The organism is Phycicoccus sp. Soil803 (assembly GCF_001429685.1).
In the GTDB taxonomy this organism is placed as follows: domain Bacteria; phylum Actinomycetota; class Actinomycetes; order Actinomycetales; family Dermatophilaceae; genus Pedococcus.
In genome coordinates this window covers 3466003-3477333 of record NZ_LMST01000001.1, presented here as the reverse complement: position 1 = coordinate 3477333, position 11331 = coordinate 3466003, and the positions used below count along the sequence as shown (strand labels likewise).

14 protein-coding genes are annotated in these 11331 nt (G+C 71.1%); 5 read left to right on the top strand and 9 right to left on the bottom strand.

All coding sequences use genetic code 11. The features are described from left to right. Positions 1–248: 248 nt before the first annotated feature. Positions 249–875: a hypothetical protein gene (locus ASG95_RS16125; protein ID WP_157582181.1), complete on the top strand. Its 627-nt coding sequence runs from the start codon at positions 249–251 to the stop codon at positions 873–875. Positions 876–1475: 600 nt separating this feature from the next. Here the strand turns inward: ASG95_RS16125 and ASG95_RS21845 are convergent. The 5 genes from ASG95_RS21845 to ASG95_RS16105 form a co-directional block, all read right to left on the bottom strand. Next, on the bottom strand, positions 1476–1706 hold the full coding sequence (locus ASG95_RS21845) for a hypothetical protein (RefSeq protein WP_200961926.1): 231 nt from the start codon (positions 1704–1706) through the stop codon (positions 1476–1478). Further along, positions 1706–2035 carry an MBL fold metallo-hydrolase gene (locus ASG95_RS21840; RefSeq protein WP_200961925.1) on the bottom strand — a complete coding sequence of 110 codons (330 nt, stop codon included), beginning with the start codon at positions 2033–2035 and terminating at the stop codon, positions 1706–1708. The genes ASG95_RS21845 and ASG95_RS21840 overlap by 1 nt, the downstream gene beginning before the upstream one ends. Before the next feature lie 100 nt (positions 2036–2135). Then, positions 2136–3260 carry a pilus assembly protein TadG-related protein gene (locus ASG95_RS16115; protein WP_057378118.1) on the bottom strand — a complete coding sequence of 375 codons (1125 nt, stop codon included), beginning with the start codon at positions 3258–3260 and terminating at the stop codon, positions 2136–2138. A 77-nt stretch (positions 3261–3337) separates the two neighbouring features. Continuing rightward, a complete protein-coding gene (locus ASG95_RS16110; RefSeq protein WP_057378117.1) occupies positions 3338–4123 on the bottom strand; it encodes a hypothetical protein in 786 nt (261 codons plus the stop codon). Between the two features lie 26 nt (positions 4124–4149). Next, a complete protein-coding gene (locus ASG95_RS16105) occupies positions 4150–4701 on the bottom strand; it encodes an RNA polymerase sigma factor (protein WP_056923937.1) in 552 nt (183 codons plus the stop codon). 272 nt (positions 4702–4973) lie between these two features. Between ASG95_RS16105 and ASG95_RS16100 the strand changes: the two genes are divergently transcribed. The 4 genes from ASG95_RS16100 to ASG95_RS16080 all read left to right on the top strand — a co-directional run bounded on the left by ASG95_RS16100 (position 4974) and on the right by ASG95_RS16080 (position 7728). Further along, positions 4974–5510 (top strand): hypothetical protein, encoded by a 537-nt coding sequence (locus ASG95_RS16100; RefSeq protein ID WP_157582178.1) that lies wholly within the window; start codon positions 4974–4976, stop codon positions 5508–5510. Positions 5511–5734: 224 nt separating this feature from the next. Then, on the top strand, positions 5735–6610 hold the full coding sequence (locus tag ASG95_RS20965) for an HNH endonuclease family protein (RefSeq protein ID WP_082592697.1): 876 nt from the start codon (positions 5735–5737) through the stop codon (positions 6608–6610). A gap of 116 nt (positions 6611–6726) precedes the next feature. Further along, on the top strand, positions 6727–7386 hold the full coding sequence (locus ASG95_RS16085) for a TOPRIM nucleotidyl transferase/hydrolase domain-containing protein (RefSeq protein ID WP_057378114.1): 660 nt from the start codon (positions 6727–6729) through the stop codon (positions 7384–7386). Between the two features lie 108 nt (positions 7387–7494). Continuing rightward, complete coding sequence (locus tag ASG95_RS16080; RefSeq protein ID WP_057378113.1) at positions 7495–7728, top strand: hypothetical protein; 234 nt, start codon at positions 7495–7497, stop codon at positions 7726–7728. 118 nt (positions 7729–7846) lie between these two features. On the opposite strand, the gene ASG95_RS16075 is transcribed toward ASG95_RS16080, so the two are convergent. The 4 genes from ASG95_RS16075 to ASG95_RS16060 form a co-directional block, all read right to left on the bottom strand. After that, positions 7847–8701, bottom strand: a complete 855-nt coding sequence (locus ASG95_RS16075) for a trypsin-like serine protease (protein ID WP_057378112.1) — start codon at positions 8699–8701, stop codon at positions 7847–7849. 135 nt (positions 8702–8836) lie between these two features. Continuing rightward, on the bottom strand, positions 8837–10126 hold the full coding sequence (locus ASG95_RS16070; RefSeq protein ID WP_057378111.1) for a hemolysin family protein: 1290 nt from the start codon (positions 10124–10126) through the stop codon (positions 8837–8839). Between the two features lie 146 nt (positions 10127–10272). Beyond that, positions 10273–10998 carry a VIT family protein gene (locus tag ASG95_RS16065; RefSeq protein ID WP_056923932.1) on the bottom strand — a complete coding sequence of 242 codons (726 nt, stop codon included), beginning with the start codon at positions 10996–10998 and terminating at the stop codon, positions 10273–10275. Next, the gene (locus tag ASG95_RS16060) at positions 10991–11299 is read right to left on the bottom strand and encodes a 4a-hydroxytetrahydrobiopterin dehydratase (RefSeq protein ID WP_056923931.1); all 309 of its coding nucleotides are present in this window, start codon (positions 11297–11299) and stop codon (positions 10991–10993) included. The genes ASG95_RS16065 and ASG95_RS16060 overlap by 8 nt, the downstream gene beginning before the upstream one ends. Positions 11300–11331: the final 32 nt, after the last annotated feature.

Genomic DNA, 11331 nt, shown 5'->3' with positions numbered 1-11331 from the left:
TTCAGTCGAGTGGTCATGGACCGACGATAGAGGGCTCATCCCAATCGAGGGTGTAGGTGGGGGGTCTGAAGCCGCCGGTCTCAACGGCACCAGCCGTCCGGTTCGACGACCCGGCACGCGAGGACTGCACGAACCGCCCGATCATGCCGCGCAGCGTGCGCTCGCCCTCGTCGGCAGGTGGTTCACGGCAGATCCGCCGGCTGGGTTGTTCCCGCGCGCTGCACCCACCAGCCTGACATGCTTCGCCCATGCCCCAATCCCAAGCAGCGGTTGCAGACGCCCTGGCTGAAGCACTGGAATCACAGCGGCCGGTTCGCATCGTTCGCGAGCACGATTGGTGGGCTGAAGAAGTCCGCGGATTCGTGGTCGGTATCTCCGGCGACTGGGTCGCGCTACACCGGTTGATGGATACCGCCTACATCGACGGCTATGACATCGTGCGCCTTCAGGACGTCACCGAGCTCGATCACGATGACGATGACAAGGCTGCCTACACCGAGCGGGCGATTGCGGGCCTGGGCCGACCGGCCGTGGGCTTTCGATTGCCGCCCAGTGCGACGACACCAGCGGTCCTACACGCCGCCGCCGACAGCGCACAGCTGATCGTCGTGCACACCGAGGCGACCGACGAGGACGCGTTGCTCATCGGCCACCTCTGTCGGCTCGGCGCGGAGGAGTTCGACATCCACCTCATCGGGCCCGAGGGCCATTGGTCCCGCGAGCCCGGCCAGTGGCGCTTCGAGGACGTGACTCGGATTGTGTTCCACGATCGCTACTCGACAGCCTTGGCCCGATATGGCGACACGCGTCCGGCTGTCCATGCAGGCTCAGCGAGAGACGGGAGCCTTCTGTGCAACTGCGTCGTAGAGCCGTGAACCGCGCGTGGCCCCCGGACTGACAACCGGGCACGCCGCGAGCCGCGTCCAGGTGGCACGCATCAGACGACGAAGCACAGCGAGCACGCATCCGTGACGTGTGCGAATCGGTGAGGACTTTCTTCACATGGCTCAAGCGCGGCTTCGCCGCGACGCGGGGCCCCGCGATGGGGCCCCGCGCTGCGGGCGGCGCTGGCGCGCCGTCCTCGCGCACCCCAACGCACCCCGCGAACAGACGAAGTGCCCCGGATCTTGTCCGAGGCACTCCTCACCACCGAGCCGCCGACCCGACTCCGCAGCCTCCGGCCGGCACTCACGAGCCCGTCAAGGCCGAGCTCCCAGCCAGGTCACGGTGCACACTCCGTGTACCGCCACATCGGCGTTCATGTCAGGGCGGCCTTGACCGACTCGAGCGCCGCCCTCCACTGCTCCGCGATCGGGTCGGTGGCTCTCCCTGCCCAGCCCTTCTGGGGCACATTTGGGGCACACGAGATTCACGCCCTGCGGCAGCCACCGTCACACAACCGAAGCCAGTCGGAGCGCTGACCAGCGCAAATACCGCCGCAACACAGGCCCAAAGCCCGGGGTCGCAGTTCCGCTTCAACGTCTGACTTGGTCGGGCCGGAACGGTGCGCCGTGGCCGGGCACGATGAGCACCGGCTCCAGCGCCAGCAGGGCAGCCCGAGACCGTTCCAGGGTGGCCTGGTCCTCCGCGAGGGGGTCTTGGTCGGGACCGTCCTCGGACCACCACAGGTGGGTGCAGGCGACCAGGCCCTCTGCGGTGTCAACCAGGGTCGTGATGTCCTGGGCCGTGTGTCCGGGCGTCGCCATCAGCCGCACCGAGGGGAGACCTCGAACCCGTCCGCCGGACGGTCGGTCCACGTGTCGCCCTCGTAGACGGCCCAGAAGTCGTGGAACCGGGCTCGCTCGAACAATGCTGCGTTCAGCGTGTGGTCGGGGTGGTGGTGGCTGAAGACCACGTCGCGGACGTCTGAGGCCTGCAGCCCGAGCGCCTCGAGCGGGTCGAGGATCTTGCCGCGGTGGGACACCATCCCGGGATCCACCACCACCGCGTGCGACCCGTCCCGGATGAGGACCACGGTGCTGGCCACGCGTTCGTCGGCGTACCCCACCGAGAGGACGTCCAGCTCTGCAGTCATGCGTCATGGTGACACGGCGTCCCCGGCGGCGCGTGCCAACGGAGGCAGCGACTCGAGCCGCTGGTGAACCACTGCCGGCCTTGGTCGCCCCCTCGCAGTGCTACTCGATGAGGTAGACCTGCCGCACCTGGAGGTCGCAGGACGTGCCGAGGGCGCAGTCGCTCTCGTGGCTCGAGCCGGACAGCCGCAGCTTCACGGCCTTGAGCAAGAGGTAGTTGGTCTGGTTGTCTCCCGTCGCCGGGGTCAACGACGAGGGGTTGTTGGTGGGTCCGGCACACTCGCCGGTCATGCTCAGCCCCGAGCTGTCCTGGCCTCCGAAGTGGTAGCCACAGACGACCACACCGATCAGCGCCTGGACCGGGTAGATGGCGTTGTTGCCGCCGGCGTTGACCACCGCCGACTGGTCGCAGGGTGGCACCCCGCAGAACACCGGCAGCAGGATCTGCTTGTGCGTGCTCACCAAGGAGTCCCAGGCCTGCAGGATCGGTGTGCCACCCAGGTTGCCGCTGTTGGCTGCCAGGCAGGAGCTGGACTTCGCCGGGCAGCTGCCCTCCAGGTAGGTGCGCAGGGCGGAGCCGGTGCGCGGGGTCTGGTTGGGGACGATCGAGATCGGGTCGGTGCAGCCGTTCTGGGTCGCCGTGCCCAGGTAGGTGGTGCTGTTGCTGCCGGCCTCGGGGCAGTCGATGGACCACCAGTTGCCGCTGCTGCTGGCGCCGGGACACATGGTGTTCCCGGTCGAGGGGAGCGTCATCTGGAAGACCGTGGAGGGCAGCACCGTGGGCAGCTGGCTCCCGCAGACCGCGTAGGGCCGGACGCCGATCGCCTCGGAGGGCGCGGAGACGATGGCGGTGGCGGGTCGGGTGGTGGAGTACGGGCCGTTGTGACCGAAGATCCCGCCGAGCAGGGTGGGCGTGGAGCCCCCCGACACGTACCGGACCTGGATGGACCCCTTGGTGGTGCAGGTGGCGCTGTAGCTGGCCTCGGTGCTGCCCGGTCGGTTGTCCTCGCGGATGGCGGAGGCAGCGCTGGCTGCGGCGGCGGTCCACGCCGGGGTGGCGAGGATCGTCGCGCAGCTGCCGGTCTTGTCCGCGAAGACGTTCGCGGCCGCCAGCGCCGCGGCATCCGAGGCGGCCTGGAGCCGTCGGGTGCTGGCATAGGACACGCCGAAGTCGAGGGTGAAGGCTCCGATGCCCACCAGGACCACCATCATCACTGCGACGGTCACCGCGACCGCGCCGCGGTCCGACCGTTCACTCCCCAGGCGGCGCCGTAGGGTCCCTGTCCTCCGGGCGTCGAACCGGTTCATGGGGCGTTCGTGGGGAGGGTGGTCACGGGCCCGGGTGTGGTCAGCGTCGCCGTGGGCAGGGTGGTCTTGGACTGGCCCGGCGGCGTCGCTGGTGCCTTGCTCTTGGACGTCGAGGTCCCCTTCGGTGTCCTGGAGGTCGAGGTGCCCTTGGGCGTCTTGGTGGCACCAGAAGAGCCGGGGTGGGGGATCTTCGCGCAGTAGGCGGCGATCTTTGCCTCGCCTCCTGCGGCCTTGGCCAGGTTGCGGAAGGCCACCGAGCTGCCGGGCTTGTCCTTGTCCTGGGCCTGGTGGTGGGTCCAGGCGTTGCAGAGTCCGAACGCGGCCGGACCGGACGCGTCGGGGCCCACGGGTGTGCCGGTCTTGTCAGGCTTCGGCGTCGGCTTCGCGGCATCGGTCGTCGCGCTGGTGGCCACCGGCGCGACCGGAGTCGGATGAGCCGGGCCCATCGCACCCGAGGCGAAGACGATCGTCGCCACACCGCCCAGTGCGACCGCGGCGCCCGCCGCGGATGCGAGGGCCCTGAGACCAGTTGCTGAGGGGATCATGGCGACCCTTCGGGATCGGGGCTGGGCGAAGGTGCTGCCATAGGCGGTCATGGCCTTCGCATAGCCGGCCAGCTCGCTGCGCTCGGGCGGCGAGGTCAGTGCGTTCATGGCGTCGGCAACCCGCTGGACCTCGGGGGCGCCCTCGAGGGGACGATGGCCCTTGAGCATCGAGTCCAGGTCGGCGTCCGAGATCTCGGGCTCGGCGCCGCTGCCGGTGGGGTCGGTGAAATCAGTCATGGCACTGGATGAAGCGCCGCCAGCGGTTACTGCGTTACACCCTGGCTCCGCAGGGTCGCTGCGAGGGTCCGCAGTCCGCGATGGGCCGACACCCGGACGGCTCCCGGGCTCTTGCCCACCATCGCGGCCACGGTCTCCACCGGCAGTCCAGCGATGACTCGAAGGGCCAACACCTCGGCCTGCACCGCAGGCAGGGTCGACAACAGGGCGACCACCGATCCCGGGCTCAGGTCCTCCAGCACGCCGAGGCTCGGGTCGGGAACCGCCCACGCCTGCTCGCTGGGGTCGCCGAGCACCTCCCGTGGTCGCCGGGAGCGGCGCCGGGCGGCATCCAGGGCTCGCCGCCTGGCCGTGGTGAACACCCAGGCGCGCCACTCGACCTCGTTGCCACGGAACCGACGAAGGCCCTTGATCACCGAGATCCACGTCTCGGCTGCCAGGTCCTCGGCATGACCGCCGGGCTCCAACGAGAGGTAGCGCACGAGACGGGGGTTGAGGTCCAGCCACAGGCGCGAGAAAGCCTCCTCGTCGCCGGCCTGTGCCTTGGAGAGGAGCTCCGCGAAGTCCTCGCGCGCCACAGGGCCAGTATCTGGAGCCGGCTCGGGTCCGGCGGCGGTTCGCCGAACCCGTCGCCCGTTCGGACGAGGTCGGATGCGGGCAGGCCGGCGCCCATCCCGGCGCCTCGAGTGGGCAATTGTCCGGTAGGTCGCGGATGTCCTCACCTGAACGGGTGCAACTTGGCCTTGCCTTGACCGCTACTTGACCAAATCCATACCTACCTTGGTCCGGCTGGGCCATCCTTCGCCCCAGGGAGACCGCAGGGGTCGCCCGTGATCGAGGGGACTTGCTCATGTTCAGGAAGACTGTGGCTGTAGCCGCGCTGGGGGCCGGGCTGCTGCTGGCAGCAGCCGGGTCGGCGTCTGCGTACACGATGGATGCAGGCGGTGTGGGCTGGGTCGGCAAGGGAGAGGTCCAGAGCGCCTACGGCTGGAACAACAAGGCCATGCAGGACAACGTCGCAGGCGTGACGTTCGCCTATGACAGCACCGCCACCTACGAGGTCGTCTGCGAGTTCGACAACCCCGGCGGGCACCACGTCATCACGAACACCAAGCGCTCCTCGGTCAACACGACCGTGGGCAGCGACTCCCGCACCAACAGCAGCGGCAAGCAGGGGCCGATGACGGGCTGGTACCTCACCGGCTTCGGCACGGTCACCTCGACCGGCACGAACATCCCGGCTGTCGGAGACGGTTGCCCCGGTAACAGCGGGCTGGGCGCCATCACCTCCGTGACGCAGACGGGCACCGGCACCGGTGGACTGTATGCGCTGTGGGGCGGTCAGAGCCGACTGCTCACCCTCACCGTGGCGACCACGACCCTCTGAGCTGGCTCGCCAGATGGTTGACCGCTCCGGCGCGGGGCCCGCGATTGGGCTCCGCGCCGGAGCCGCCTGCTGTCGGCTCGGGCAGCTCGGACGAGTGGCTGCTCGTCCGTTCGGGCAGGGTTGTCCGGTTTCGGCGCAGGCGTGGTCGGCGTCGGCCTAGCGTGGCCGCCACCGAGTGAACGTTCCTCATTTCCTGCTACGCCCGGAAGTGCTTGTCCCTCCTCATGATCCGTCGATCCGACCGCCACCGGCCAGCTCTGGCTGGGTCGATCCTCGCAGTCCTCGCGCTCGCGGCCTGCGCGCCTGCCAGCGCCGACTCGGCGGCGTCCGCAACCCCTCGCGCCGGGTCGAGCAGCGGGACCACCAACCCGGCGTCGCCCACCAACCCGGCGTCGCCCTCCATCACGGCCGCGGTCGTCACGGCGGGTCTCCCAGCCACGACCTCGAGCGCCGTCGCAGCGCCGAGCACGCGGCATACCTCGTCGCAGGACCAGCCCGCGCCCGCCCAGACGGCAACGGCGCGGCCGGGCACGGCCGTCACGACCTTGGCGACCTTGACGGTGAAGGGTCGGGCGCCGCGGACCGGCTACGACCGTGACCTGTTCGGGCAGGCCTGGGCCGACGTCGACCGCAACGGCTGCGACACCCGCAACGACATCCTGCGGCGCGACCTCACCGGCACCACCCTCAAGGCAGGCACCCATGGCTGCCTGGTGCTCACCGGCACCTTGACCGACCCGTACACGGGCACGCGCATCGCGTTCGTCCGTGGCCCGGGCACGTCCAACGCCGTCCAGGTCGACCACGTCGTCGCCCTGTCGGACGCGTGGCAGAAGGGCGCCCAGCGGTGGACCACGAAGACCCGCACGGCGTTCGCCAACGACCCGCTCAACCTCCTGGCCGTCGACGGGCCCACCAACCAGCGCAAGGGAGACGGCGACGCCGCCACCTGGCTGCCGCCGCGCAAGGCGGTCCGGTGCGCCTACGTCGCACGGCAGATCGCGGTCAAGCACCGCTACGCGCTGGCTGTCACCGCCGCCGAGCGCGACGCCATGGTCCGGGTGCTCACCGCCTGCCCCGGGCAGTCCCTGCCCCGCTGACCCCGCTGACCCCGCGACGACCCCGCTGAGGCGGCCCGACCACGCCACGGTCGCGGGACCACTGCGGCCGGAAATGCCCCGGCGCCCGGGCGGGTCGATCTGGCAGATTGACCGGTATGACCGTGTCCGTGCCCGCGCAGGTCGGACCAGCGACGCCCGTGTGGGTGCTGCTGGAGGGAGCCTCCGACGTCGCTGCCGTGCGGGTGGTCGCGCAGCGCGCCGGGGTCTCCCTGGAGGCGCGCGGGGTCGAGCTGGTCGACATGCACGGCGCCACCAACATCCGTCGGCACCTGTTCGCCGCGACCGAGGCGACCGACAGCCCGCGGGTGCTGGGGATGTGCGACGCCCCGGAGGCGCCGTTCTTCGTCCGCGCCCTGCGTCGGGTCGGCTGTGCCGTGGACGGGCCCGGCGACCTGCCCTGGTGGGGCTTCCAGGTCTGCGACCGGGACCTCGAGGACGAGCTGGTGCGCCATCTGGGCGAGGCGGGCACCCGGACGGTGCTGGAGGAGCTCGGACTCACCCAGCGGTTCGCGATGCTGACCCAGCAGCCAGCGTGGGTCTCCGGCTCCTTCCACGACCGGGTGCACCGGTTCGCGGGGGCGGCGTCGGGGCGCAAGGAGCTGATGGCCGGCGCGCTGGCCGGGGCGCTCGACCTGGACGCCCTGCCGCGGCCGCTGACCGGCCTGCTCGACGCGATCTCCCGGTCCGGGCCGACTTTCGAGGAGCTCCGTGGCGCGGCTCCAGGACCGGATCGCACCGCCGAGGGGCGCGGCTGACCCCGAGGGCGCCCACCCGCGAGGGCGCCCACCCGCGAGGCTGACGCGCACAGGGAGCCCACAGGCACCGCATACCCCTGCTTGACGGCGACCCAGCACGGTGGAGCCATGAACACCGCCGCCCTCGCCACCCGTCCTGCTCCGCTCGCCGCCCGCCCCGCGCCGTTCCAGCGTCGCGGTCACCGGGTCGCTGCCGCAGCCCTCGCCCTGGCCGCCCTGTCCATCCCCGTCACCGGGACCGGCAGCGCACTGGCCGCCACCCACGCCCCGGCCCATGTCAGGGTGGCCGCTGTGGCGGACTCGGTGGTCGGCGTCGTCGCCACGGGCAAGAACGACGTGTAGTCGCGCCGTCCCAGAGCTGGTCGCGCCGTCGCGGAGCTGGTCGCGCCGGCCCGGAGCCTGCGGAACGACGAACGTGGCGACGCCCACGAGGGGCGCCGCCACGTCGCGTCGGATCGGGTCAGGCGTGGCCCACGCCGAACCCTGCGAGCCAGCTCTGGACGACCGGGATGTCGATCCGCTGCAGACCACCGAGGTAACGGCAGTTGGACGTGTAGCCGTAGCTCGTCACGGTCACCTGGTAGCCACCGTTGAACGACGGGCCACCGGAGTCGCCGAAGCAGGTGCCACCGCCACCGCGCGGGTCGTTCTCGTTGCCGTTGACCTGGAGGATCTGCGGCGTGAGCTTCTGCCCCACCTCGTCGGTGACTCGACGCACGATCGGGTAGGACATCGGCGTGGGCTTCTGGGGACCACTCTCGGCCTGGCGCACCTCGGTGCCGTAGCCGACCGCCGTGAACAGCGTCTTGTTCAGGACGTTGGGCGTGTACTTGTTGAGATAGTTCGTCGGGGCGATGGTCGCCGGGGCGATGGTGGTGACCGGGGCGTCGAGGACGATGACGCCCACGTCGTTCCAGTTCCGCAGGTCGGTGAAGTCCGAGTAGCCCGGGTGGGTGTGCGCGGTGCCGCTGAGGAAGCCGGCCGCGGTCAGCTCTGCCGACGTGTAGCCCGCGGCCGGGTTGGCGGCCGCCGGCAGCGGCGACGGCGGGGCCTCCGCCACCACGGACTTGAAGGTCACGGCGGTCTTGCCGACCGTGCCGTCGGTGCAGTGCGCTGCGGTGACCAGGACGGTCGGCGACACCAGGGTGGCGCTGCAGCGGAACCGGCCGGTGCCGTCGTAGAACGCGATCATGCCCACGTTCGGGTGGCCGTTGCCGTCGAGGTCGCCCCCGGTGATGGCCGATGCGGCGAGGGTGGTGCCCCCGACCATGGCGGTGCTGATGCCGAAGACGGCCAGCGCGCGACGAAGCTTCATGCGGACTCCCTACAGTCTGGTCACCCCCGTGGGTGACCAGCGCATTCAAACCCCTGGGGTGTCACCTGTCCAGTGTCATCGGGGGGATCTCCTGCCGGTATGCCGCGTGCTCGCCGGGGCTCCGGACCAGTCCGTTCAGTCGCTGCCCGGGGTCGTCTCGGCGGGGCGCAGCCGCACCTCGGTGACCGCGCGCCGCGCGACACCGGTGACCTCCACCGTCCAGTCGGCCACGGCGACGACGTCACCGGGACGCTCGGGCACCCGCCCGAGCACCTTGAGCACGAGCCCGGCGACGGTCGAGTAGTCCGCGGAGGCAGGCAGGCCGAGCTCGACACCGAGGTCGGGCAGGTCGTGGACCGGGAAGGTGCCCGGCAGGGTCAGCACCCCGTCGGGGCCACGGTCGGCCGCGGCGAGGTCAGGGTCGTTCTCGTCCCAGATCTCGCCGACCACCTCCTCGAGCAGGTCCTCCAGGGTGACGATGCCGTCGACGGAGCCGTGCTCGTCGACGACGATCGCCATCTGTTGGCGCTCTTCACGGAACCGGCGCAGGGCGTCCGACAGGCGCACCGTGTCGGGGAGCATCAGGGCGGGCTGCACGCGGGAGCCGACGAGGTCGTTGTCGCCGTCGACGACCGAGCCCCAGTGGACGATGCCGAGGACCCGGTCGAGGTGGTGGCCGAGCGTCACCGGGACACGGGAGTGGCCCGCGGCAGCCATCGCCTCGCGGGCCTGCGCGACGGTCAGGTCGCTGGCGAGCGAGAGCACCGAGCCGCGGGGCACCAGGACGTGGCGCACCAGCCGCTCGTGCAGGTCGAGCGCCCCGCTGATGATGACGCGCTGCTCGGCGTCGAGCCCGGGGTTGCTGGTGACCAGGTCGCGCAGCTCCTCGGCCGAGATCTCTTCCGCGGTCGTCTCGGACCGCCCGCCGAACAGCCGGACGACGAGGTCGGTGGAAGCGCTCAGCACGGCGACCGCCGGTCGTGACAGCGTCGAGAGCACGTCGAGCGGCCGGGCCACCGCGAGCGCCCACGGGAGGGCCAGCTGCATCGCGAGCCGCTTCGGGGCGAGCTCGCCGAGCACCAGGGTGACGAACGCCAGCACCAGCGTCACGCCGGCCACGACCACGGGCTCGGCCGCGGAGCCGAGGAAGGTCACGTGGGGCACGAGCGGTTCGGCCAGCGACACCGCCGCCGTCGCGGAGGCCAGGAAGCCGGCCAGCGTGATGCCGATCTGGATCGTCGCGAGGAACCGGTTGGGGTCGCGGGCGAGGCGCACGAGGCGCTCCCCACGGGCACCGCCGCTGCGTTCCAGCTGGCGCAGCTGCCCCTCACGCAGGGAGACCAAGGCCATCTCACTCCCCGCGAAGACGGCGTTGAGGAGCACGAGTGCTCCGACGAGGGCGATGTCGAGCCAATAGCCAGACATGGCTGGGTGGATCACCGGTCCTTGCAGATGGGGGGAGAGACCGGTGAACGTCCCGGCGCGGGACCGAGTTCCCCGAGCACGGCGGTGGGCGACCCCGACTGGGGAGCGGGCCCGGCCGCGGCGGCGCGCGACGGGTCCGGGACGCGTCAGACCTGGGTGCCGACCAGGGCGCCGATCGCATAGGTCACCAGCATCGCGACCAGGCCGCCCGCGATGTTGCGCAGCACCGCGGGCCGTACGGGCGCCTGCCCCAGGCGGGCGCTGCCCCACCCGGTGAACGCGAGCGCGACGACCACGGCCACCGCGGTGACCCAGATCCGGTCGCCGGCCGGGGACAGCAGGATGGCGAGCAGCGGCAGGAGGGCACCGAGCGTGAAGGCCGACATCGAGGCCCAGGCGGCGTGCCACGGGTTGGTGAGCTCCTCGGGGTCGATGCCGAGCTCGGCCTCGGCGTGCGCGCCCAGTGCATCGTGCTCGGTCAGCTGGCGGGCGACCTCGGCCGCGAGGTCTGGGGTCAGCCCCTTGTCCTGGTAGATCTGGGCCAGCTCCTCCAGCTCCTCGTCGGGCATCTCGCGGAGCTCACGCTTCTCCTTGGCCAGCAACGCCCTCTCGGTGTCGCGCTGGGTGCTCACCGACACGTACTCGCCGGCGGCCATGCTCATCGCCCCGGCGGCGAGACCCGCGATGCCCGCGGTCGCGATGGTCGACCGCTCGACGGTCGCCGCAGCCACGCCGATGACGATGCCGGCCGTGGAGACGATGCCGTCGTTGGCGCCGAGGACGCCGGCGCGCAGCCAGTTCAGCTTGGCCCCGATGCCCTGCTCGTGCTGTTCGCCGTCGTGGGGTTCGACCTGCGTCGCTGCCTCAGCCACTGGCGGTCGCCCCCAGACGAGCGGCCGACTGGGCGACCCGGTGGGCCAGCTCGACATCGAGCTGGGTCAGTCCACCCTCCGAGTGGGTGGAGAGCACGAAGGTGACTGTGCGCCAACGGATGTCGATGTCGGGGTGGTGGTCCATGTCCTCCGCCTCGACGGCCACCTCGTCGACCAGGCGGATCGCCGTCGGGAAGTCCGGCGCCTCGTAGCTCGCCCTGATCTCGTCACCCTCGCGGGTCCAGCCGGGCAGGTCGCCCAGCTGGCGCCCGATCTCCTCGTCGGTCAGCAGTCGGCTCATGGTCCCAACTCTGGCAAGGAAGTCCGCGCCTG